The sequence below is a fragment of the Undibacterium sp. 5I1 genome (genome assembly GCF_034314085.1).
GTDB lineage: Bacteria > Pseudomonadota > Gammaproteobacteria > Burkholderiales > Burkholderiaceae_D > Undibacterium.
The window spans coordinates 270,805-295,966 of sequence record NZ_JAVIWI010000001.1; the positions used below are offsets into that span (position 1 = coordinate 270,805).

Annotated in this window: 17 protein-coding genes; 7 read left to right on the forward strand and 10 right to left on the reverse strand. The window is 45.1% G+C overall.

Annotation, left to right across the window (positions count from 1 at the left end; all coding sequences use genetic code 11):
* Positions 1 to 151: 151 nt before the first annotated feature.
* The 3 genes from RGU72_RS01165 (at position 152) to RGU72_RS01175 (ending at position 5,025) form a co-directional block, all read left to right on the forward strand.
* On the forward strand, positions 152 to 2,713 hold the full coding sequence (locus RGU72_RS01165) for a PAS domain-containing protein (RefSeq protein WP_322117999.1): 2,562 nt from the start codon (positions 152 to 154) through the stop codon (positions 2,711 to 2,713).
* Between the two features lie 248 nt (positions 2,714 to 2,961).
* The gene (locus RGU72_RS01170) at positions 2,962 to 3,372 is read left to right on the forward strand and encodes a response regulator (RefSeq protein ID WP_322118000.1); all 411 of its coding nucleotides are present in this window, start codon (positions 2,962 to 2,964) and stop codon (positions 3,370 to 3,372) included.
* The gene (locus RGU72_RS01175; protein WP_322118001.1) at positions 3,373 to 5,025 is read left to right on the forward strand and encodes a diguanylate cyclase; all 1,653 of its coding nucleotides are present in this window, start codon (positions 3,373 to 3,375) and stop codon (positions 5,023 to 5,025) included.
* Positions 5,026 to 5,230: 205 nt separating this feature from the next.
* On the opposite strand, the gene RGU72_RS01180 is transcribed toward RGU72_RS01175, so the two are convergent.
* The 3 genes from RGU72_RS01180 to RGU72_RS01190 all read right to left on the reverse strand — a co-directional run bounded on the left by RGU72_RS01180 (position 5,231) and on the right by RGU72_RS01190 (position 10,196).
* A complete protein-coding gene (locus RGU72_RS01180; protein ID WP_322118002.1) occupies positions 5,231 to 5,524 on the reverse strand; it encodes a hypothetical protein in 294 nt (97 codons plus the stop codon).
* 206 nt (positions 5,525 to 5,730) lie between these two features.
* Positions 5,731 to 8,073: a DNA topoisomerase IV subunit A gene (gene parC, locus RGU72_RS01185; RefSeq protein ID WP_322118003.1), complete on the reverse strand. Its 2,343-nt coding sequence runs from the start codon at positions 8,071 to 8,073 to the stop codon at positions 5,731 to 5,733.
* Positions 8,074 to 8,204: 131 nt separating this feature from the next.
* Positions 8,205 to 10,196 carry a DNA topoisomerase IV subunit B gene (locus RGU72_RS01190; protein WP_322118004.1) on the reverse strand — a complete coding sequence of 664 codons (1,992 nt, stop codon included), beginning with the start codon at positions 10,194 to 10,196 and terminating at the stop codon, positions 8,205 to 8,207.
* A 348-nt stretch (positions 10,197 to 10,544) separates the two neighbouring features.
* On the opposite strand from RGU72_RS01190, the gene RGU72_RS01195 reads away from it, so the two are divergent.
* Positions 10,545 to 11,372 carry a response regulator gene (locus RGU72_RS01195; RefSeq protein ID WP_322118005.1) on the forward strand — a complete coding sequence of 276 codons (828 nt, stop codon included), beginning with the start codon at positions 10,545 to 10,547 and terminating at the stop codon, positions 11,370 to 11,372.
* A gap of 112 nt (positions 11,373 to 11,484) precedes the next feature.
* Here the strand turns inward: RGU72_RS01195 and RGU72_RS01200 are convergent, their stop codons facing one another.
* Positions 11,485 to 12,654, reverse strand: a complete 1,170-nt coding sequence (locus tag RGU72_RS01200; RefSeq protein ID WP_322118006.1) for a VWA domain-containing protein — start codon at positions 12,652 to 12,654, stop codon at positions 11,485 to 11,487.
* 59 nt (positions 12,655 to 12,713) lie between these two features.
* Entirely contained in the window at positions 12,714 to 13,313 is a 600-nt protein-coding gene (locus tag RGU72_RS01205; protein ID WP_322118007.1) for a GNAT family protein, read from the reverse strand.
* Between the two features lie 290 nt (positions 13,314 to 13,603).
* Here RGU72_RS01205 and rpsT point away from each other — a divergent pair, with 290 nt between their 5' ends.
* Positions 13,604 to 13,870, forward strand: a complete 267-nt coding sequence (gene rpsT / locus RGU72_RS01210) for a 30S ribosomal protein S20 (RefSeq protein ID WP_322118008.1) — start codon at positions 13,604 to 13,606, stop codon at positions 13,868 to 13,870.
* Positions 13,871 to 13,998: 128 nt separating this feature from the next.
* Here rpsT and RGU72_RS01215 read toward each other — a convergent pair whose 3' ends face one another.
* Entirely contained in the window at positions 13,999 to 14,589 is a 591-nt protein-coding gene (locus tag RGU72_RS01215; RefSeq protein WP_322118009.1) for a pseudouridine synthase, read from the reverse strand.
* Positions 14,590 to 14,838: 249 nt separating this feature from the next.
* Between RGU72_RS01215 and icd the strand changes: the two genes are divergently transcribed.
* On the forward strand, positions 14,839 to 16,092 hold the full coding sequence (gene icd / locus RGU72_RS01220; RefSeq protein ID WP_322118010.1) for an NADP-dependent isocitrate dehydrogenase: 1,254 nt from the start codon (positions 14,839 to 14,841) through the stop codon (positions 16,090 to 16,092).
* 559 nt (positions 16,093 to 16,651) lie between these two features.
* Here icd and RGU72_RS01225 read toward each other — a convergent pair.
* Together RGU72_RS01225 and RGU72_RS01230 are read right to left on the reverse strand one after the other, a co-directional pair.
* Positions 16,652 to 18,871 (reverse strand): TonB-dependent receptor, encoded by a 2,220-nt coding sequence (locus RGU72_RS01225; protein WP_322118011.1) that lies wholly within the window; start codon positions 18,869 to 18,871, stop codon positions 16,652 to 16,654.
* 467 nt (positions 18,872 to 19,338) lie between these two features.
* Positions 19,339 to 20,064 carry a GntR family transcriptional regulator gene (locus RGU72_RS01230; RefSeq protein WP_322118012.1) on the reverse strand — a complete coding sequence of 242 codons (726 nt, stop codon included), beginning with the start codon at positions 20,062 to 20,064 and terminating at the stop codon, positions 19,339 to 19,341.
* A 216-nt stretch (positions 20,065 to 20,280) separates the two neighbouring features.
* Between RGU72_RS01230 and RGU72_RS01235 the strand changes: the two genes are divergently transcribed.
* Positions 20,281 to 20,883 (forward strand): hypothetical protein, encoded by a 603-nt coding sequence (locus tag RGU72_RS01235; protein WP_322118013.1) that lies wholly within the window; start codon positions 20,281 to 20,283, stop codon positions 20,881 to 20,883.
* Between the two features lie 163 nt (positions 20,884 to 21,046).
* Here the strand turns inward: RGU72_RS01235 and RGU72_RS01240 are convergent, their stop codons facing one another.
* Positions 21,047 to 21,784, reverse strand: a complete 738-nt coding sequence (locus RGU72_RS01240; RefSeq protein ID WP_322118014.1) for a ribonuclease T2 family protein — start codon at positions 21,782 to 21,784, stop codon at positions 21,047 to 21,049.
* Between the two features lie 342 nt (positions 21,785 to 22,126).
* Entirely contained in the window at positions 22,127 to 24,877 is a 2,751-nt protein-coding gene (locus RGU72_RS01245) for a CHASE domain-containing protein (protein WP_322118015.1), read from the reverse strand.
* Positions 24,878 to 25,162 lie beyond the last annotated feature (285 nt).

A 25,162-nucleotide genomic window follows, 5' to 3' on the forward strand; every position in this document is an offset into this window, starting at 1 on the left:
ATAATTGTTGCTCAATAAGGCGATTTTATTAAAAATCAGGGGGAGTATATGAATTTAATCTTAATCGCTGATTGTTAATCGTAATGCCCTGATCGCACCAAACCCATTGTGACCAAGCGCAGTGCTGGATCTTTAATCAGAACGGAGCACTATGTTAGAAGCTACGCTAGCAGCGGATGAAGAGCAGCGCCTTGCGGATCTACACTCGTTAGAAGTATTAGACACGCCTGCAGAAGAGCGGTTTGATCGTATTACCCGAATAACTCAGTGTCATTTTGATGCGCCGATTGTGCTGATTTCTCTGGTCGATTATCAGCGGCAATGGTTTAAGTCGTCGCAAGGACTGGACGCTACAGAGACCCCGCGCAATATCTCTTTTTGCGGGCATGCTATTTTGCAAGAGTCAGTTTTTGTGGTCGAAAACGCCTTGCTAGATCCGCGCTTTGCCGATAATCCTTTAGTCACTGGCGAGCCGCATATCCGTTTTTATGCGGGGATGCCAATTAAAGGGCCGGGTGGACATAAGATTGGGACACTCTGTGTGATTGATCGCCAGGCACGTCAACTTGGTACTAGCGATAAGCAGATGTTGAAAGACTTAGCCGCGATGGTCGAGTCGGAGATGAACGCGCTGGATCTAGCCCAGCTAAAACGACAACAAGATCATGAGTTCAGCTTATTGCAGTCGGTGATGGACAGCATGAGTTCTACCTTGTCGGTGCGTGATAATCATGGGCGCTATTTATTCGTCAATAAAGAGTATGAACTGGTTCATCAACGTTTAGGCAAAGATTTAATCGGCAAGACTGTGTTTGATTTATTCCCGACTGATGCGGCCAAGATTAGCCACAACGCAGATCGTAAAGTGATCGAATCGGGTAGCGTTCTGGAGTCGCAATCCGTCGTCGCGCAAGAAGATGGCGAGCATATTTATCAGATAATTCGCACCCCTTTGTACCGCAGCAGCGGTGAGATTTATGGCGTCTGCGTGATTGGCATTGATATCAGTCAACGTCTGGCGTCCGAGCAAAAAATGAGGGTAGGTGAAGACCTTTTATTATCAGTGATGAATAGCACCAGTTCTCTGATTGCGGTACGTGATCTGAACAGTCGTTACTTGTTTGTGAACCGGAAATACGAAGAGCTGATCAAAATGTCTGGCATCGATATTTTGGGAAAAACGATGGAAGATATTTATCCTTCTGAGTTCGCCAAAAAAGCGCGGGAAGAGGATTTGTTGGTGTTCCAGAGTGCAGAGTCGCTGGCGATAGATAGTATTTTTCCTTCATCCGATGGAGATGTCCATTTCCATTCAGTACGCTCACCTTTGCTTGATCGTGACGGCAAAATATATGGTTTGTGCATAGTCGCGTCCGACATTACTCAAGCCCGGCGCAATGAGCAAGCATTAATAGAAAATCAAAGCTTATTAGAGTCACTGAATCTGCGTTTAAGCAATGCCAGCGCCTTGCATAATGCGATTTTGGATGTGGCTAACTTCTCGATTATTGCCACCGACACGGAAGGCACTATTCAGATGTTTAGTGCCGGTGCGGAGAAAATATTAGGCTATTCCGCAGAGGAGGTGGTTGGCATTCATAGTCCGGCAATCTTCCATGATATGAATGAGATCATCGCCAAAGCGGCGCAGTCTAGCCTGGAATTAAATCAAACCATCGCCCCAGGCTTTGAGGCATTTGCAGCGAAGGTCAGACAAGGTGGTTACGATCATCAGGAGTGGACGTATATCCGCAAAGATGGGTCACGTTTGCCCGTCATGTTATCGCTTGCAGCACTTTTTGGCGACCAAAATAGTGACGCTAACATCAACCCAAACATTACCTCAAACGTCAACTCATACCAAAACCTGAGCCTAAGTGAGCATCAAAATAAGCATCAAAATAAACAAGATACGATCGTTGGTTTTTTAGGGATTGCCTACGATCTGTCTGAGCAAAAACGGATGGATAAAATGAAGAACGAATTCATTTCCACCGTATCGCATGAGTTGCGGACACCGCTGACTTCTATTCGTGGGTCGCTTGGCTTGCTGTCTTCTGGCAAATTGATGGAAATATCGCCCCGCGCACATGACTTGTTTGAGATTGCTAAAAATAATTGTGAGCGATTGGTAAGGCTGATCAACGATATTCTCGACATTGCTAAAATGGAATCTGGGAATATGACATTTGATCTGCGTCCGCATGTCATGCAAGAACTGGTCGCCAACGCCATTGCAGCAACCCAGGCCTATGCCGAGTTGTATCAGGTAAAGTTAGAGTTGCAGTCTGAGCAGACGCCCATGACAGTGCTGGTTGATGCCGACAGACTATTGCAAGTGATGATCAATTTGTTATCTAATGCCTGTAAATTCTCTCCTAAAGGTGGCGTCGTAACGATACGCTTGCAGGCGTTATTGGCGGATTCTGTCGACCCAACTATCCCAGCCAATCCAGCGAGCCTGAGGTTATCGGTAATAGATAACGGTAAAGGCGTGCCAGAGGCATTTAAGGGACATATTTTTGAAAAGTTTGCCCAAGCAGATTCTTCAAATACCAGGCAAAAAGGCGGTACAGGTTTGGGCTTAAGTATTTGTAAAACGATTATCGAAGCTCATCAGGGACGGATTGATTTTTATAGCAAGCCGAATGAGCCAACTGAGTTTTTCTTTGAATTACCTGTTATTCAATCAATTGCATTAAGCCTTACTTAGGCTTGGCCAGTTGCATTCAGTTGCAATAAGTTGTATTAAGTTGCCTTGAGTTACATTCAGGCGTTTCGGCAACGCAACTCTTGAGCAATTTTTATAATACTTCTGGTAAGCTTGGATTAAATAGAATTGCTATTTTTAGCCTTGCGCCGCTATGGATGAAAAGCGACATACGCAGTAGGATTTTTAGTCAGAACTTTAATTTCATGGTGGTAACGATTTTTTCGCTATAAAAAGCAAAAGGAATTGCGATGAGTGAAAAACCTCTGAATAAAATACTGTACGTCGAGGACGACCAGGACATCCAAACGGTAGCCCAAATCGCGCTGGAAGTTGTCGGTAGCTTTAGCCTGATTACTTGCAGCTCCGGCAGCGCAGCGTTGCAGGCAATAGAGACGGGCGCTATACCAGACTTGCTGTTGCTTGACGTAATGATGCCAAGTATGGATGGACCAACCACATTGGCCGAATTACGTAAGCTTGCTTCTACCTCCCAGACACCGGTTATTTTTATGACGGCCAAAGTGCAAACGGTTGAGCTTGATTACTATAAATCTTTAGGCGCTATCGGCGTCATTGCCAAACCTTTTGATCCTATGGAATTATCGGAGCAAGTGCGCGCTCTGTGGAATAATTCAAACAGTGGTGGCAAAGGAAATTAAATGGCAGAAAAAAATGATAGTCTCCAGGAAAAACTGCGAGCACTAGAAAATCTGTTTTTAGAAAAATTGCCTTTGAAGATGCAAGAGATGGAGGAAGCACTCGCCCATTTTTTAGCAACGCCAGAAGATAAAGAGGTGCTGACGGTATTGCACCGGCTGCTGCACACCATGGCAGGGTCGGCCGGTACCTTCGGCTTTGCCGAAATGGGTTTGCAAGCACGTGAATTTGAAATGCGACTTAAGCCGCTGTTTGCAGAGGGTGTCTGGTCACAGGAAGATTTAGATACCTATGCCTCTGAACTAAGAGAGTATTTTGTTACTGCTCTGCTTAATGCCAAAAGTAAAGGCGCTACGGTACAAGTTGTTGATTATTTGGAAAAAAATAGCGACAAAGATGGCTCTCGTCTGATTTATCTGGTCGATGATGACAATGAAATTACCCAATCTATTTTGGTTCAGCTAGAACAATTTGGGTACGAGGTGGTACTCATAGACCAGCTAAAATCGCTGGCGGTATCCATCGCCACCAGGCGACCCGACATCGTGGTCATCGAACTTGGCTCTGAAGATGGAAAAACCGCCGGTGCAGAAGAAATCGTCCGCATCAAACGTCTTGGCCGTTTAAGTATTCCTACCATCTTTGTATCTCAATCCAGTAGTTTTGAAAACCGCCTGCAAGCCGTGCGCGCCGGCGGTGATGGTTACTTCACTAAGCCCGTCGATATCGTCGCCCTGAGCGAAAGAATCGATGCTTTGGTCGGACGCGAAGAGCCCAAAGGCTACCGCGTACTGATTATTGATGATGATGTTGTTACTGCCGAGTATTACAGTGCAGTTTTGCGCAATGCCGGGATGAGCGTGCGCTTGCTTAACGACCCTAGCCAGATTTTGGGCGTGATGACGGATTTCAGACCAGAGCTATTATTGCTGGATGTATACATGCCACTTTGCAGCGGTGTGGAATTATCCAAAATGATACGGCAAGATAATTCTTATTTGGATATTCCCATCGTTTTTCTGTCCAGCGAAAACGACATGGGTAAACAATTAGATGCGGTACAGGCAGGTGCGGATGATTTCCTCACTAAGCCGATTACGCCAGAATTTTTAGTCTCCGCTTTATCTAGCCGGGCAGAGCGGTATCGCCTGTTACGCGCTCTGATTATGCGTGACGGCTTGACGGGTTTGTACAACCATACTGCCATCAAAGAAGAGCTGGGTGCAGAGATTTCCATCGCCAGCCGTAACCGCGCGCCACTGGCTTTGGCAATGATCGATCTGGATAATTTTAAACACGTCAACGACACCTACGGCCATCCGGTAGGCGATCAGGTGCTGCGTACTTTGTCGCGCCTGTTGCGGCAGCGCTTGCGTCGTAGCGATATTGTCGGGCGTTATGGTGGGGAGGAGTTCGTCATCATTTTCCCGGGCACCAGCGCAATCGTCGCCCGCCGGGTATTGGATCAAATTAGGATTGCTTTTGGCAAAATTGACCAGCATGCAGAGCAAGGTGATTTCGCAGTTACGTTCTCAGCGGGTGTGGCTGATCTGGAATTAACCACGGATGCTGATGAGTTGTTTGATGTGGCTGATGCGGCGTTGTATCGGGCTAAGCAGGGTGGGCGGAATCAGATTGAGTTGGCGAAAATTTAATTTTTTGACGTAGTCTGAGAGTATCTGGTATTAGGCAGTCATGCCTACACCGTTCATTTGAGATTGCAGGCCGGTGGTAGACCGGCGGCTACTCACTTTTCTTGCTTCGCCAAGAAAAGTAAGCAAAAGAAGGCGACCTCGAAGTCGCTGCCCCTTCGGGGTTCCCGTTTGTAGAAGACAAAAATGGGAAAAGTTCGAAACTCGCTTAGCTCAGACAACGAACCTTTCTTATCCATTTTTGCCTTCTACAAACGGCAGCGCCAAAGCGGAACTTCAAGCCAAAATCAATAGCAAATTCAAATTCAAATTCAAATTCAAATTCAAATTCAAATTCAAATTCAAATTCAAATTCAAATTCAAATTCAAATTCAAATTCAAATTCAAATTCAAATTCAAATTCAAATTCAAATTCAAATTCCCTCGTTGTCCCCAATCTAAAGCCTTTCAAGCGTCCCTCTCCTGCATGCGGGAGAGGGATCGAGGGTGAGGGTGATCGCAATGCCGCGCTCCGCGATAACTACTTAAAATGTAATCCTCTGTTTAAGTCATTTTATAAATTTCTTTAGATTTCCCTTCAGAAGTTCCTTTTAGTATTGTCCAATAAAAATGCGGCTTACCAAGCATTTTCCTTTGGTAAGCCGCATTTTTATTGGACGATGTAATTTAATATTTTTAAAATATCAGATACAACTATTCTTTACTCTCTCAACCTACACTAAAAATCCCACTTGGTTTGAGCTTGGATTCCAGCGCCTTACCTTTGCGAGCACGTTTGTTGATGTGGATACTCAAGGCCGACGCGCTTAAGACCACTTCTTGCGGTTTGGCTGCGCGCCCTATGCCGGCAACGCGAACACCTCTTTGGCTGATGGCCTGTGCTGCCAATAGTTTTTCTTTGGGTTCTAACTCCATTAAAATCACGCCTCTGCCGCCGCTGGTGAGTTGCTTGATCTCTGCCAGGCCGAATACCAGCAAACGACCTTTTTCTGATAAACAGGCAATCGCGCTGGCTTCTTCTGCGACTAGCGTCGGCTTCAATGGTTCGTCGCCATCGTCAAGCGTCATAAAGGCTTTGCCGGCCTTCATACGGCCAAACATGTCAGTGGCTTTGGCGGTGAATCCATAACCGGCGCTGGAGGCCAGTAACAGGGTTGAATCGGCTGTGCCTGCAAAGTAGTGCAAGATTTTCGTACCGCTCGCAAGATCAATCAATGTAGTGATCGGCACACCATCACCGCGTGCGCCGGGCAGCGCTGCAACTGGGACGGAATAAACCCGTCCATTGGAGCCAAACACTAGCAACTGATCGATCGTCCGGCACTCAAACGTATTGTAAAGACTGTCACTCGCTTTAAACGTGAACTGGGCATTGTCATGACCATGGCCTGTGCGTGCGCGCACCCAGCCTTTTTCGGAGATGACGACGGTGACAGGTTCGTCGATGACTTTCTGTTCTGCGGATGCCCGAGCGGCTTCTTCGATCAGAGTGCGGCGCGTATCACCATATTGTTTGGTATCGGCTTCGATTTCTTTGATGATACATTTTTTCATCGAGGATGGATTGTCTAGCAAATCTTGCAAGCCGGTTTTTTCCAGGCGCAATTCTTCCAGTTGTTGCTGAATCTTGATCGCCTCTAAACGAGCCAGCTGGCGCAGGCGTATTTCCAGGATATCCTCCGCTTGGATATCGGATAGCCTGAAGGCATCCATCAACGCCGGTTTAGGTTCATCCGATTCGCGGATGATCTTAATGACCTTGTCTATATTTAACAGAACGGCTTCCCGTCCTTCCAGAATATGGATGCGGTCATCGACCTTTTTCAGTTTGAACTGAGTGCGGCGGGTGACTGTAGCAAAGCGGAAAGTAATCCACTCCTTGAGAATATCGAGCAAGCCTTTTTGACGCGGACGACCATCGCCGCCGATCATTACCAGATTGATGGAGGTCGATGTTTCGAGCGAGGTATGCGCCAGCAACATCTGCATAAACTCCGCCTGATCCTGATTTTTGGATTTTGGCTCCAGCACCAGACGTACCGAAGCCTCCCGGCCGGATTCGTCGCGCACGGCATCGAGCATAGACAATACGACTTGCTTGAGCGAAGCCTGCTCCGGCGTCAGCGTTTTTTTGCCTAACTTGATTTTCGGATTGGTGATTTCTTCGATTTCTTCCAGAATTTTTTGGGAAGAAACACCGTGCGGCAATTCGGTAATCACGGCTTGCCATTGACCACGAGCCAGTTCTTCAATCTTCCAGCAAGCGCGTACTTTCATGCTACCGCGACCGGCTGCATAGATATCGGCAATTGCGGCAGCTGGAGTAATGATTTGACCGCCACTAGGAAAATCCGGACCCGGAATCATGCTCATTAGCTCAGCATGTTGCATGTTCGGATTGCGTATCAGCGCGACTGCGGCTTTGGCGACTTCGGTCAGGTTATGTGAAGGAATCTCCGTCGCCATGCCAACGGCGATACCGGATGCACCATTTAACAAGACGAACGGAAGGCGACCTGGCAACAAACTCGGTTCTTCAAATGAACCATCATAGTTAGGTTGAAAATCCACGGTTCCGAGATCGATCTCATCGAGCAATAAACGCGAGATTGGTGTTAGACGTGCCTCGGTATACCGCATCGCCGCAGCACCATCACCATCGCGTGAGCCGAAGTTACCTTGTCCATCGATCAAGGGATAGCGTAGCGAAAAATCCTGTGCCATACGCACCATCGCGTCATATACGGATTGGTCGCCGTGTGGATGTAACTTACCTAAAACATCACCTACTACCGTTGCCGACTTACGCGGTTTGGCAGTGGAGCTCAGCCCCAGTTCGTTCATCGAAAACAAAATCCGCCGCTGTACGGGTTTTTGACCATCACACACATCTGGCAAGGCGCGACCTTTAACGACAGAGATCGCATAGTCAAGGTAGGCGCGTTCGGCGAAGCTGGCCAGCGTCAGAGTTTCTCCGCCATCGCCTCCGCCATCGCCTCCGCCTTTGTCGTCATCAGGTGCCTGATCAAATAAATTCGCTTGTTCGCTCATTGTGCTTAATTTTGTCGATTAAATTATAAAAATAGGGGAGTATCTGCCAATTTCACGCCTAATGTCCATTAATTATATGGACATAAAAATATACTTATGGGTAGTATATTTTCCGCCTGTAAGGCGGAAATCTAAATGTCTGCTTCTACTTCGTTACCATGTTCTTCCAACCAGGCGCGACGAGCGGCGGCTTCGCCTTTGCCCATCAGCATATTGAAACGAGCTTCGGAGAAGGCTTGATCGAACTCACCCAAAGCCACTGGCAACAGGCGACGCGTATCCGGGTTCATCGTGGTTTCCCACAATTGTTCGGCATTCATCTCACCCAGACCTTTGAAGCGTGAAATCGCCCAGGCACCGTCTTTAACGCCGTCTTTGCGCAGCTTGTCTTCAATCGCGATCAGTTCACCTGCATCCAGTGCATACATTTTTTGAATCGGCTTTTTACCACGTGCTGGTGCATCCACCCGGAACAGCGGCGGGCGTGCAATGCAGACGTGACCTTGTGCAATCAATTTTGGGAAGTGTTTGAAAAATAGGGTCAGTAACAACACCTGAATGTGCGAACCATCAACGTCCGCATCCGACAGAATACAAATCTTGCCGTAACGCAGATTAGTTAAATCGGGATTGTCGTTGACGCCATGCGGATCAACACCGATTGCGACGGCGATGTCGTGGATCTCATTGTTCGCAAACAAACGATCACGTTCGGATTCCCATGAATTAAGAACTTTACCGCGCAGAGGTAAAATCGCCTGGAATTCTTTATCACGCCCCATTTTTGCAGAGCCACCAGCCGAGTCACCTTCAACCAAAAACAGTTCGTTACGGGCGATGTCACTCGATTCGCAGTCGGTCAGTTTGCCTGGCAAGACTGCAACGCCTGAGGATTTTTTCTTCTCCACTTTTTGAGCTGAGCGCAAGCGTGACTGGGCTTGTTTGATCACCAGTTCGGCGAGTTTTTTGCCGTAATCAACGTGTGAGTTCAGCCACAATTCTAGTGGTGGTTTGGTGAAGGAGGACACCAGCCGAACCGCATCACGGGAGTTCAGGCGTTCTTTAATCTGACCTTGGAATTGCGGATCAAGCACTTTAGTGGACAACACAAATGAGACGCGTGCAAACACGTCTTCTGGCAATAATTTAACGCCTTTGGGTAGCAGAGAATGCATTTCGGCAAAGCTCTTGACTGCGCCAAACAAACCTTCACGCAAACCGGATTCATGCGTACCGCCTGCTGGCGTAGGGATCAGATTGACGTAAGACTCGCGCACGACTGCGCCTTCTTCTGTCCATGCGACCACCCATGCCGCGCCTTCACCTTCTGCAAAGCCATCGCTCTCGCCAATGGCGTATTGTTCGCCTTCAAACAGCGGTATTAATGGCTCGCCATGGGATGATTGCGCCAAGGCCTCGGTTAAATAGCCACGCAAACCTTGATCGTATTGCCAGGTTTGAGTGTCGCCAGTTTTGGCATTGATCAACGTCACTTTGACGCCGGGCAACAAGACTGCTTTAGATCGCAACAGTCTGGTTAATTCAGTCGCAGAAATCGTCGGCGAATCAAAATACTTTACGTCTGGCCAGATTGACACTCTGGTGCCGTTTTTCTTCTCACCACGTGCCAGTGCTTGCGACGTCAAAGGTTCAATCACATCGCCGTTGGCAAAGGTTAGCTTATGCACACCTGCTTCACGCCAGACCGTGATTTCCAGTCGTGTCGATAATGCATTGGTGACTGATACACCAACCCCATGCAGACCACCAGAAAACGCATACGCACCGCCCGAGCCTTTATCGAATTTGCCGCCAGCGTGTAAGCGCGTAAAGACGATTTCTACGGTAGGAACGTGTTCTTCCGGATGCATACCAACTGGAATGCCACGCCCATCGTCTTCCACCGTTACGCTGTTATCTGCATTGAGGGTGACAACAATATTTTTACAGTGACCGCCCAAGGCTTCATCCGAGGCATTGTCGATCACCTCTTGAATAATATGCAGTGGATTTTCAGTGCGGGTGTACATGCCCGGTCTTTGTTTGACCGGTTCCAGCCCTTTAAGGACACGGATGGATGATTCGCTGTAGTCGGATGGTGTGGTATTTTTTTTAGTGGCCATGCAATAAATACGTGTTGGTTGTCGCTGATGTTGGAAATTAGGTACTAATTAGGTACCATGTAGACAAATTATTCCACAAAATTTTTGTTTGCTGGCAAGGTTTGCCTGTATTCTGGCAATCATTTTAAATAGGCTTGGTAGAAAGTCATCAGAGCCAATCATCAGAGCAATAAGATCGCTATCCAATAGTAACGGGTAATGAATGATGCGATCATAGCTGAGGATAGCTTAACTTAGCTCAGGGACTTTTTTGCTGCGATCTTATTTTCAGTTTTTTTGCAATTTTTTTACAATTTCTTTGCAAGTAATTTGCGACCATTGTAGCTGTTATGTGTTGATGGATAAACGATGTCAGAAAAAAACCCAACAATCGCAATCCGACTGATTGGATTTACTCCTAAAGAAAACGACACGTTTTCTACCGTTCTTGCGGTGATGCGCGAGAAGGGCTATAGCTATCTGTGCTTAAGAGATGGCAGCCTGCAAGACCCCGATCTTTTTATTGTTAATGCCGAAGATATGAAAGCATTGGCAACACTGTCTGATATCAACCCCGGCCACGCGCAACCCGTTTTGTTAATTGGTAAAACTAAGGTGAGCTTGCCTTACGCAGTCATGCCACGTCCGATTCGCTGGCGTAAATTATTTGATGTGCTCGATGAATTAGTGGATGAGCGCCAGTTGTTGTTGACAACTTTAAGTGCCTATGGCGACGTGGCGATACCCGAACGTCGTCGTCGTGAACGATTAGATTTTGATTTGACCGATGCGTCGGTATATCAAAAAATGCGCAACTCCGCGACCCCACGGGGCGGCATTTTGATTATTGATAAGGACATGCGTTTCAGAGATTATGTTGCGGCAATTATGGAGCGATATAACATTCCTGTGGGTATGAGTAATGATGCGGAGACAGCTTTAAGCTTGGATGCGCAATATCAATATGGATTGACCATGATTAATACATCGACGCCGGATATTGATCCGTATGGTTTATGTCGGTCACTCAAAAGTCAAAATGAACACCGAAAAACGAATGTGATGTTTTTGATCGATAAGACGTTTGTGTATAACCAGGAGTTTGCGCAAAGCGTGAGTTGCGATGGGTTTTTAAATAAGCCTTTGTCGCGCAAACTGGTTTTATCAACGATACAGAAATTTTTGCAGCTCACTTAAGCTGACCAATAATGGTTGACCTACTAGGTTCGGTGAGCTTCGGCGATTTCGCCTATCGTTTCGGAAGTTTCGTCCTTCCCAGCTCGTGCTAATTCGTTATTGATTCACTTATTTATTTACTCAATAAGCGCATGCCGCGTTCCAGTCCCTCGATGGTGACTGGGAACATGCGGTTGTTCATAATTTGCTTAATGATGGACACCGATTGACGGTATTGCCATAATCCCTCTGGTTCTGGATTGAGCCAGATGAACTTCGGAAAAGCCGAAGTAAACCGTTGTAGCCACGCTGCTCCCGCTTCTTCATTGTTATATTCGACGGAACCACCAGCCTGTAAAATTTCATACGGGCTCATGGTGGCGTCGCCAACAAAAATCACTTTCGTATCTGGCGTATATTTACGTAAGACATCCCATGTAGGAAATTTTTCTGCATGACGACGGCGATTGTTTTTCCATAAATGATCGTAGACGCAGTTATGGAAATAAAAGAATTCCATATTTTTAAATTCTGTTTTTGCGGCTGAAAATAACTCTTCGGTCCTTGCAATGTGGTCGTCCATCGTGCCACCGACATCCAGCAACATCAAAACCTTGATATTGTTTTTTCGCTCCGGTTGCATTTTTATATCTAGGTAGCCGGCATTGTTGGCAGTTGCTTTGATTGTCGCGTCCAGTGCTAACTCATCTTCTGCTCCGTGACGGGCAAATTTGCGCAAACGACGCAGGGCGATTTTGATATTACGTGTGCCGAGTTCGCGCTCATCATCGTAATCGCGGAAGGCGCGCGCTTCCCATACTTTGACGGCAGTGCGGTTGCCGCCTTTGCCGCCGATGCGTATGCCTTCTGGATTTTGTCCGCCATTACCAAACGGTGATGTGCCGCCAGTACCTATCCATTTATTGCCGCCTTCGTGGCGTTCTTTTTGTTCTTTGAGTAATTCTTGCAAGCGATCCATCAGCTTGTCGTAGCCAAATTTTTCTAGCGCTGCTTTTTGCTCATCCGTTAGTTCGCGCTCCATGCGCTTGGCTAACCATTCCAGAGGAATTTCAGGATTCTTTTCAAAAATCGTTTCTATTCCTTTAAAGTAAAGACCGAAGGCTTTGTCGAACTTGTCGTAATACGCTTCGTCTTTAACCATAATCGTGCGGGACAGAAAATAAAAATCATCCATCGACATGCTAATCAATCCTTTGTCCAGCGCTTCGAGCAGCGTCAGAAATTCCTTGATCGAAACAGGAATTTTTGCATCTTTAAGAGTGTAAAAAAAATCAATCAGCACGGCTGGCTCCTGCAAATCTTGGTTTAGGTTTACTGCAATCGGCGTATTAATTAAATTAGTTAACTACCGCCCTGATATTTTTCATGCATGTACTGCAAATTCTGTTTTACGCCAGCCCATTCGTTTTGCAGGATGCTATACACCACCGTGTCGCGAATCCGTCCATCTGGCAAAATCGTGTGGTTACGTAATACGCCGTCTCGTTTCGCCCCTAGACGCTCAATTGCTGCTTGCGAGCGACGGTTAAACCAGTCCGTGCGAAACTCAACGGCGATACACTCAAGCATGTCAAACGCATGTGACAGCAATAGCAACTTGCACTCGGTATTGATCGCGCTTCTTTGCACTCGCTTGGCGTACCAGGTGTAACCGATTTCTAAGCGTTTATTATTATGATCGATATTGCAGTAACGTGTAGAACCGACGATCTGGCCAGTCTGTTTTTCCCTGATCACAAAAGGAATTGCCTTTTTTTGATCTTGCATTTCTAACGCAAGATCAAGCCAGTTTTGCGTGTTTTCTGGGCTAGGTACCGAGGTGAAAAATAGCTTCCATAATTCACCGTCAGCCGCTGCCGCCTGAATCTCAGCAAAATGTTCTTGATGCAATGGTTCTAAGCTAACATGGCGACCTTGAAGTGTGATGGGCGTGCATTGCATAAGAAGTCCTTCAAATAAATAAGTGAGCTTAGGTGCTTAGTGTGTCAATATTTTGTGATGATTCCCAGATACAGAACGACACTTTGGGGATGAATACAACAATTCTTTCATTGTTTGTTATTGTTTCTATTAACTATCAGCAAAAATGCAGGGAATTCAGGTCAATCCAGTGAGATGCTTGCCAACTTTTGAAAAAACAGTTACACTGCAAAGCTGTACAGAATTATGCGGCGTGGAAATTTGTGAGTTCACTTTGAACCCGTCGCTCTCGACCACGTTTAGGAAATCTCATGGCAAATACCGCACAAGCACGCAAGCGCGCTCGTCAAGCAGTAAAACAAAACGCACACAACTCCAGCCTGCGCTCGACGCTGCGCACAGCAATCAAAGCTGTTCGTAAAGCGATTGAAGCAGGTGATAAAGCTGTTGCAACTACAATCTTCCAAACTTCCGTTTCGACGATTGATCGCATCGCAGATAAAAAAATCATTCACAAAAACAAAGCAGCTCGTCATAAAAGCCGTTTGGCTTCCGCTTTGAAGGCTTTGTCTGCTTAATATTTAAGCGATAATTGGTTTTTTGGTATTGTCTTTGATAATATTAACGAGTTAATTATAAAGTCAGTAATGAATAAAAAACCGCAATAAATTATTGCGGTTTTTTTGCGTCCTTAAAATCTCATTCTTTAGCTACGATTTCCAAGATTTCCTGATTTTATGCGCGCCAGCCATTCTGCACTGACTTCTTGCCATGAGCCTGGCATTAGTGCGTGACTTTCTAGTGTGAAATTGGCAATTCCACTGCGTATTAATCTTAAAGTTGGCAGACCAACTGCGGCTGTCATGCGTCGCACTTGCCGATTTTTCCCCTCCGTTAAGCTTATGCTGAGCCAGCTCGTAGGCTTATCCTCCCTATATCGTATTGGCGGGGTGCGATCCCATAGCCAGTCTGGTTCATAAATATGCTTAACTTGACATGGCTTGGTGACAAAATCGCCTAAATCCAGGGGATTTCTTAACTTCGTCAATGATTCTGGTGACGGCTGACCTTCGACCTGGACCAAGTAAGTTTTAGCCTGTTTTAAATCTGGATGGCTAATCGAATGTTGTAACTTCCCGTTATCGGTAAGCAATACAAGCCCCTCGCTATCTGCGTCAAGGCGTCCAGCAGGGTAGACATTCGGTACATCGACATAGTCGGCTAATGTCTGGCGCGTTGGATGCGCCGAGAACTGGCACATCACGTCGTAAGGTTTATTGAGTAATATCAGTTTCATGGCGCTATGATAATCTGCGTATGCCTAGTATTGCAAAGTGATGGCATCTAGTAAAATACTAGTGCATAATACGAAATGGTAGTCTTGTGTCTTATATAAGAGTACATTCAGAGTACATTCGGAGTAAATTTAGAATAAATTTATTTGCATTTTTATATTTGTATTTACTTGAATATGTATATTCGGCCAACAAGGCTTGTTACGAGCGAAGCGCGATCCGCTTAATCGCCCCAATCTACGGAGAAAAAGATGTATCAACATATTAAAGTTCCTGCCGAAGGTAAGCAAATTACCGTCAATGCTGATTTCTCGTTAAACGTTCCAGATAATCCAATTATTCCGTTCATTGAAGGTGATGGCACTGGTGTAGATATCAGCCCTGTCATGATCAAAGTGGTGGATGCTGCTGTAGCTAAAGCTTACGGCGGCAAGCGTAAGATTAGCTGGATGGAAATCTACGCTGGTGAAAAATCGACAAAAGTATACGGTCCTGATGTCTGGTTGCCAGAAGAAACCCTAAAAGTCTTGAAAGACTATGTCGTTTCTATCAAAGGCCCATTGACTACACCAGTTGGCGGCGGTATCCGTTCCCTGAACGTGGCGCTGCGTCAAGAGTTAGATTTATATGTCTGCTTGCGCCCGGTTCGCTACTTCAAAGGCGTGCCATCCCCAGTGCGTGAGCCAGAAAAAACTGACATGGTGATCTTCCGCGAAAACTCGGAAGATATCTATGCGGGTATTGAATTCCAAGAAGGCTCTGATCAAGTTAAAAAACTGATCAAGTTTTTGCAAGACGAAATGGGCGTTAAAAAAATCCGTTTCCCAGATACCTCAGGTATTGGCGTTAAACCAGTATCCCGTCAAGGTACTGAGCGTTTGGTACGTAAAGCGATCCAGTACGCGATCGACAACGACAAGCCATCCGTAACGATCGTCCACAAAGGCAACATCATGAAGTACACCGAAGGTGGCTTCCGTGATTGGGCTTATGCTTTGGCACAAAAAGAATTCGGCGCAGAATTGATCGATGGCGGTCCATGGTGTAAGTTCAAGAATCCAAAAACGGGTAAAGATATTATCGTCAAGGATTCCATCGCTGATGCGTTCTTGCAGCAAATCTTGTTGCGTCCGGCGGAGTACAGTGTGATCGCAACATTGAATCTGAACGGCGATTACATCTCTGATGCATTAGCTGCACAAGTTGGTGGTATCGGTATTGCTCCAGGCGCTAATTTATCTGACTCTATCGCGATGTTTGAGGCCACTCACGGTACAGCGCCTAAGTATGCCGGTAAAGATTATGTGAACCCAGGTTCATTGATCTTGTCCGCAGAAATGATGTTGCGTCACATGGGTTGGGCTGAAGCGGCGGATCTGTTGATCAGCGCTACAGAAAAAGCGATCACTGTGAAGAAAGTTACTTACGATTTCGCACGTTTGATGGAAGGCGCAACACAAGTATCTTGCTCCGGCTTTGGCGATGTAATGATCGAAAATATGTAAAACTCATCCAGTGCTTTGTTGCACTAGATCGTTCTATGTAGCAAGCCCTTGATTTTCCTCGTGAGAATCAAGGGCTTTTATTTTGTACTGTCGATGATCTTAAAATTCTATTTATGGGCAAGATAGCTGATATTTATCTCATTAAAGCTAGACCATTAATCACGACAGTTATAGATACCCCTAATTAGTATATTTATTTGTCCATAGAATCATTGGACAATAAGCGATATTACGTAAAAATAGGAGGGAGTATATTAAATCGATATTTTTTCAATTACCAAAAGAATAGTCCACCTTGCCGGTGCGCCAATCATGTGTTGAGGCTCGAATAAATATCAGAAGTCAGACCAGATATGGTGCGTTGGTAGCTACGTGTACCAAAAATATCGTTGTTTGATGCAGGGAGTTGAAGTGCTTGAGAGGGCAGTGCTTACTAGCTCAGAGTAATGCTGGGAGCGTTACCGCTTCTCCCAACATAATCAAAAATAAAATATCAGTTTTCTATTGAAAAAGATGCGCCATACATGCAATCAGTTATGCAGTATGACGCAATTTTCTATTAGAAATTACCCTTGAACTGGACACCAAAGATGCGTGGTTCGTTGATAAAGCCAGTCAGGTTATTGAAGTCAATACCGCCGGTTACACGTACTGTGTTGGTGATATTGCGGGAATAAGCGGCTACTTCATATTTGCCGTCTTTCCAGCTATATCCAACGCGTAAGCCGCCTTCGACCAATGGTTTGCCAGTGAATTCTTTGGCTTCATAAAGGAAGAAGTTGATTTTGCTGCGATAAGACCAGTCGGTATAGAAAAACAACTCACTATCGTCACTCATCGGGATGCCATAGCGCAGTGTTGCATTAGCAATCCATTTTGGTGCTTGTGGCAAAGGATTTCCGTTAATCAAGACACGATTAGCTGAATTGATTGGATCGGTAATCGTACACGCAGCACATTTAGCGACGGCCAGATTTGGATCTTGAATTTCTGTAAAGTTGTAGCTACCCCCCAGAGTTGCACGCAATCTATCTGTCAGCAAGGCTTCAAAATCAACTTCCACACCATGCCCCACTGTTTTGGCTGCGTTCAGCAACATGGTGGTATTTGATTGCCCACCGACTGCAGTCAACTGTTGATTTTTGATATCAAAATCATAGATACTGGCATTAACACGCGCGCGGCGGTTAAACAGATCTGCCTTGATACCAACTTCGGCAGATAAGATGGTTTCTGCGTTGGCAACGGTGATTGGTACTGTCGTCGACGGTGCTGCAATACTCGGTGCTCTAAAGCCAGTGGCGATACGGGTATATAGATTGATATCTTTATTCAATGCATAGGCTGCACTTGCATCCCAGCTTACTTTGGAAGCAGATTCTTGCACTGCACTAGGTCCTATTGAACCTACTACATTGGCATTGAAATATTTTTTATCTTCGGTGTAGCGTAAGCCGCCACGTAATTTGATCTGGTCTGTCAAATCGTAATTGAGTGAGCCAAACATCGCCCATGCATCATTTTCCTGGCGGCTATTAACGGCGCTAGTTTGAGCACCAGTCGTACTGTTATAGCCGTTACTGAAACCGGTTGTACCTTCATTAAAGTAGTACAAACCTGCTTGCCAGTTCAGAGGGCCGACATTCTTAGATTCTGCGCGGAACTCCTGCGTGAGTTGGCGATGATTGCGGATGCCGCCACCAGTCTCTGATTGGAAAGGAATGAAACCAGGTCCAGTTGGATTACCACCGTCAATGTCGCCACGGCTGAAATAGCTGCCAATAGCTTCATAACCCGTGATGGAGAACAGTTTGATGCCGTCCAGATTCCAGGTTAAACGTGCACTCGCGCCGTTGGTGCGCAAAGTTTGGTAGTTTTTGCCGTTAGTAGCAATCTTGTCTGGGTCAAAACCATCGACCAGATCGTTGCTACCTTTTTTGATGATATTGGCGCGGAATAAGCGGGCACTGCCATCAGTATCGCGGGCATGAATATTGAACAGTGCATTGAAGGTCGTGTTAGGGGCATACAAAAACTGAAGACGTTCTGCGTTCTCGTTATAACCTTCCAGAGATTTCTTTTGACCAGTGAATGTGTTATCCACAAAATTGTCACGATGTTGACCTAACATCGAAAAACGCATTGCCCATTCTTTGTTGATTGGCGCATTGACGGCGCCTTCAACGTTGACCGTGTTGTAGGTAGCTTCAGATACGCTGTAGTAGCCTTCAGTGCGGTTCAGGATTGGTTTGGCTGAGTCAAACTTAACTACACCGGCTGGTGTGTTACGTCCAAACAAAGTACCTTGTGGCCCGCGCAAAACTTCAACGCCGGCCAGATCAAAAATCGGGAAGCCTTTTAAGTCAGCATTTTCTTGCACGATGTCGTCGTAAATCAAAGAAACTGGCTGGGAAGCGAATGTACTGAAATCGGTATTACCATAACCACGGATATAAAAACGTGGGAAAGTGCGGCCATTAGATGACTCAATATTCAAACTTGGCACTTTAGCTGCCAACAAGCGAATATCGCCGCCACCAGATGTCAGAACGTCCAATTTTTCTCCACGCAATTGCGAGATGGAGCTTGGAACATCTTTCATATTTTCTTGGCGACGCTCGGCAGTTACGGTAACAATTTCTAATTGTCCTGGTGCCTTCACTGGGTCTGCTGGCACCGCTGTTTGTGCCATTGCACAACCAAACGGCAATGCGACTAGTGTCAACATCATTCCGCGCGTTCGGTTTAACCGACGCAAAGTTTTCGATTTCTTGCTCATTTCCCAACCCTCACTTTTTTATAAGTAAAAAAACTTTTTTACTCGTTTCGCGCTTTTTATTGTGCAACCACAAGTTAATTTTATATAGGCAAATAGCATGCCAGAATTGGGGAGGAAAATAAATGAAAACTAAAAAATGTATACAAGTTAGTTGTATTTTTATTCGCCAAACTACATTTGGCTTGCTAAATTTTCTTCACTTAAATCTAAAATTTTATCGATTCAGGCATTCAGATAATTAGAGTCCGCATCAATTTAGACCAAGTAAGGCTTACTTATTGTTTGATTTTGGTGCAAAGAGAAAATATTCTTGAAGAAGAATGATTTTATGGAAAAAACAATTGTATACAATTGTTCAAAGATCTCTCTGGATGCAGATAAGTGTTCGATCAGGACTAAATAAATATAAGACACAACAGAAAGTGATCTAAGTGGTTTCAATTTTTAAGTGATCATTTAGCGAACCATCAGCTGATTTCCAATATTTCGGCTAAGTTAATTTCTGGCTCCTCATCTTTGAGTTGTAGAGCATTCTCTATATCTAACAAATGCTGATCCATTAACTGGCATGCCAGCGTCACGTCACCTGCGGCAATCGCATCAATCAAACGACTATGCTCATCGTTAGGGCAGGTATTCGTCTCTGGCGATTGGTATAACGCAATAATTAGCGAACAGCGAGAAACCAGTTCTTGCAAAAAACGGATTAGCACAGTGTTACCGGCGACTTCCGCTAGCAAGACGTGAAAATCGCCTCCAAGACGTATCCACTTTGGGTAGTCTTGTGTGTGATAAGCATGATGTTCGTCGATAATTAATTGTCTTAATCTGGCTATTTGCAAAGGTGTCGCACGGTTAATCGCCAGGGGCACAATCGCTGCCTCTATTGCTCTGCGAGCGGCGAAGATGTCGCGAGTTTCCTGATGAGTTGGCTGCGCCACGATGGCGCCCCGGTTGGGTCGCATCTCAAGAATATGGTCATGCGCTAGTCGTTGTAGCGCTTTTCTTACCACCGTTCTGCTGACAGAAAAAAGTTCACAAAGACTGGTTTCAGTCATCTTTGTACCCGGCGGCAAGCGCTGACTCATGACGGCTTTTAGTACAGAGTTATAGATTTTTTCGTCAGTTGGTATAGCACCGCGCTTTACCGTTACTTTTACCGGGCGCAGCAGTTCAGTTGATTTCAGGCTCATACGTTTCTTCTTGATGAACAGCGATCGAACGCAGACTGTACTTTATTCTTTTGCGATTGTGAACCTTTGCTAAGCAATCTACGCAACTTGAACATACGCATTTCTTGTTTCAGTTTGTTGCACTTCTTACAGTGTTCAAACCGGATCGGGTCAACGATCCCATGCCAGCCCGCGTTTTTATGAGCACTACCCACTCAACATGAAAAGAGAAAAATCATGAAAAAAAATCGCCTCGCTACATCCACACTGTTCACAGCAATCCTCACTGTTGGCATGCTTGGTTTATATAGCAGCCCAAGTTTTGCAGATACTGCAACCAACGTACAGCGCGATAAAAAAGCCGAACATCATGATCGCGCTGATGTACATCGCGACAAGACTGATTTAACGCATGATCGCCATGATGTTGCCCGCGACAAAAAAGATCTTAATGCAGCGGAAGCCAATGGTAATCAAGCGGCAATCCAACGTGATCAAACTGCATTGAAATTAGACAGCAGACAAGTCGGTCGTGAAAAAGCGCATCTGAATGCCGACCGCAGCAATCTGTCAAAAGACAAACAAGACGCTGCTAACGGTGTCTATAACTCGGCACGCCAGGCTGGCCATGCAGAGAAAGATATCAACCGTGATCAAACTGCCGTCGTACATGATCGCCATGATTTAAATCGTGATCGTAAGGATTTAGTGGCGGATCAAGCTGCCGGAAATACGGCTGGTGTTGCACGTGATCAGCAAGCTGTGAAATATGATGGAAAAACATTGAACCGTGATAAGTCCGAGCGTAAACATGATGAGAATGCGCTGAATCAAAACTAAGCTGCATGCCGAATTAGTGTGACGGTCAATGTTCTAAAAAAATATGTCCCGCTTTAAACAGAGCGGGACATATTCATTTATAAGAACGTATTTGGAATGAACCGGAGCATCTGTTTCATTCCAACATAAAACGATGTCGTAACTCTAATTACGACAAAATAAATTATGGCTTCACAATATAGATATTCGATTTAGGACAAGTGCTGGCAACATTTCCATCCAGGACTAAAGACGAGCCGCTAGGGAATTGTGCCAACTGGTCTTTATTGATCGAAATCCACGCTTCAGTAAAATAATTTTTACCGCCACTTGTGACGCATTTCAATGACACTGCCGTGTGTGTATTGCTACCGAAAGCATTATCAAACGCGGTTAACATTTGTGCACGAGTGACATATTGACCCAAATGCGTTTGTATAAAACTGTTAAAGCTTGTGCTGTTTAGACCTTGTACTAATTGCTCTGCCGCACCCCAAAATGCATCTGGTGTCGCCATGCCAGAGCAAGATCCATGTTTGTAATACTCATGCTTATCCAGACATTCTGCAACGCCCGGCATATACGGCGTCAGTTTTTTAAAGCCTGCTGCGGTGACACCATAAGCATCCATTTGGCACCATGTACTGGACTTATCTAAATTAATTTCTTTCTGCGATACTCCACAATAAAACGGTTGCGTTCCGGTGTAGTCATTAGGCCATAAACCGTGCAGAGAGAAGTTACTTGCCGCATAGCTGCCTTTTAAATTGGCACATTCAGAATTGCCGCTACTAGTTGCGCAAAATCCTGGTTCCCACTGTGCTGCCAACAAAAAATAGTCGTACGTCTGCGCTTGCGCCGCTGTATTGATGGCAACGACAGCAATCAAGCTCACTACAGTTTTAATGAAAAGCTTCAACATGTGATTCTCCTAAAACGAATGTTAGGGGGGAGGGGAAACTTATTCTTAAGAAATGAGCTTAAGAATAAGCGCTAGCAAAAATATCACAGTATTGACAAAAAAATACTGCGAAGGCAGCAAATATAAAGTGCTGCTATGACAGCGCGATGACATTACTGTAACCATATTTTGATCAAAATATAAAGTCGAGCGGCTTAGCAAATTTCTGGAGTAGGTGCTTGAAATGGGTATTGAAGGAGATGTAGAAAAGAGAAATTTTGAAGCGAATACTTCACGTAAGAGCTGCGAAAAAATTATCTTTAACCGGATAGTCTGATGCAGAGAATAGTGCATTCAAAGGCACTACGACGCCAACGGTAATTCAACGTAAAAAGTGGAGCCATGACCCTCCACACTATAGAAGCCAATTTTGCCAGACATCTTTTCTATCATTGACTTAGACAAGCTCAGTCCCAAGCCAGTGCCCGCATATTTACGGGTTGCTTTAGCGTCTTCCTGACTAAATTTTTGGAAAATGTTTTTTTGGAAGTCCGCAGAAATTCCAATCCCAAAGTCCACAACTTCTAGTCTGACCCAATCTGCAATCTGACGGATATGAATTTCTACTACGCCATTTTGTTGGGAAAATTTGATCGCGTTTGAAAGTAAATTGGACAATACTTGCATTAATCTCTGGGTATCAACACTGACCATCGACGCTGGTGAGGCTTCGTAGAAAAACTGCATTTTGATGGAGAAGTTTTGAGCATATCCCTGGTTCGCTTCAATGCTTTGTTTGACTAGGTCACGCAAGATAATTTTTTCTATATTGAATTGGATACCGCCATATTCTAATTTTTCAAAATCCAGCAAATCATTAATCAACAAGGTCAGGCGAGAAGCATTGTTGTTTGCCATCGTGACTAAAGTTTTTGCCTGATCTGACAATCCTCCGCCAACACCACCCGCCAACAAGCCAAGTGCACCACGGATGGAGGTGAGTGGTGTACGTAACTCGTGCGATACAGAGGAGACAAATTCGCTTTTAAGTTTTTCTATGCGTTTTCGTTCAGACAAATCATGCAAAATTAAAACCACTAAATTTTGTGTTCCTAACGCTACTTTAGCCATCGCTAGTTCTAGCGGAATTTCTTCATGAGTTCTTTTTTTAGCGACCACTTCTTTACGTGCCGCTGTGGCGGTGCTGATGGTGTTGTCGCCTGTCATGTCAGATTCTATATGGTCATTCAGATAGGCTGCTAAAAAAGTGGCTGATTCTACTTCTGGGAAAAGCTCCAGAATATTACGTCCAAATAATGCACCTGTTGAATAATCGAGCAATATCTCTGCGGATTGATTGGCGGATGTGATTAGTCCGTGCGCATCTGTTGTGATGATCCCCTCTGCGGCATTGGCTAAGATGGCACGCAAGCGGGCTTCACTTTCATGCAGTTGACTGGTGCGTTGCGCGACTAATTTTTCTACATTAAAAGTATGTGCGGTCGCTACCAGTACATAAACAGCTAATAAGGCGGAAAACAGTAAGCTGCCAAATTTGGTGAACCAGGTGATCCATGATGTATGAGCCGCCCAATAGGTCGCTGATGGTTGCGCCAGAAACGCATATTGTCGACTACCAAAATCAATCGTGGATTGGAAAACATGAGCGGCGTCGATGACTTTGATTGAGTCATAAAAAACACCATTACTTCCAGGGTAAGACAGGTCATAAAATTCAAGTAAGAGATTGGCTTTTTTTTCTTCATTCAATAAATCACCGACCAGATTTTTTATTCTTACAACGCTGACTGCGGTACCCCGAAATGCGTCACGTCTTTCTTGTATATTGGTCACGGACTTGCCCCGTGCATAAATAGGTGCGTATAACAAGACGGAAAAATACTTGTCGTCCCCCGACAGAAGTACCAGGGGATCGGTGACGGCAAGTTTGCCGCTATCTCGCGCTTCTTCTATCGCATTGCGCCTGATGGCGGTGCTGCCCATGTCAAAACCAAATACTCTTTTACCGTTTTCAAATGGCTCTATGTAGGTGATAGGGAAGTAATCCTCACGGTCTTCTGCGGGGACAGTTTTTCCGTTACTATTTTTTTCAGTAATTTGGAAGCTGATAAAGCCTTCACGTAATACGGATTCTTCAAACTTCGTTTTATCCGCGCGTAGCACTCTAGGCACCCAAAGCAGATCAGTAATTTCTTTTAGTGTGGTGAGCGGATGTTCAGTAAAAATATGGAATTCAGTGCGGGATACTTTTTCTGATGCTGAATACAGGCGTTCTAAATCTTTGACCGCATCTGCATGCGCATTAAGGTTATTTTGTAGTTTCTGGCTAATTCTCTCTGCTTCCAAACGGAACTCAAGTCGCTGTTTTTGGTCTTCTCTGTTACGGATAAAAACGAAGGCGATGATGACAGTAATCAGACAAATAACCAAAGGGAGCATGACTCCGTAGCGTCTGAATTGCCAAATTTCTCTTGGTCTGGCAAACAAAATCAGGATGAGTGGCGTGGTAATCAAAACTCCCAAAGTATCGCCTATCCACCATGTCAGCCAATGACTGCTGATATCGGATAAGGATATGATCCCAAATCCATAGAGAGCGATTACACCCCAGCTAGCGCTAACCAGACAACCTAAAACTGCACCCATGATAAAAAAGGTAAAAATATCCTGATCGGTATCTAATGCAAGTTCATTGCTGAACTGTATTGGTTTCTTTGTATGTTTCTGTAATTGCTTATTTAATTGTTTTTGAACTAGATAGCTACTGAGGAAAGCCTGCATACAAGCGCCGCTGGCTAGTACTGTGGCAAGCAGCAAATTGTTGCTTGTAATCTTGTGAGCTGGTTCCCAAGCGATGAGCAAGTTCACAATCAGTGAACCCAGTGCAACGCCAGGTAGCAGACGATATCCTCGGGTCAGAATTATGCCGAGCGCAATACCTGCTGGTGGGTAGATCGCAACGGCATAACCAGGAGGAATCGCTAGAAGCAGAGACAAGCGTCCCAATATGGCATACACCAAAGTCAAACATAAAATTTGGAGCAATAAGCTGGATCTTAGACCGTCAGACATGCGTTTTACAGCAACCTGCATTGGGATTCCTTGGCGGTGATGTTGCTATGAACTTCTATTTATTTTTGCTTATTCTTTTAGCGTATTTGTTATCAGTATTTTCCGCGGTCGAGAGCTGAGAAATATTCAAAACTTCGAGCACCCAGAGCGATATTTGTGTCACATATTTTATAGAGAATAAATATACTCCCCATTATTTTTTTTAAATATGCCGTTCTGACCATTAAATATATAGACGATCAATATATACCTACGTGGAGTATATATTGCTCTATTGCTGAGTTTATCAATAATTTGTCTGATAAT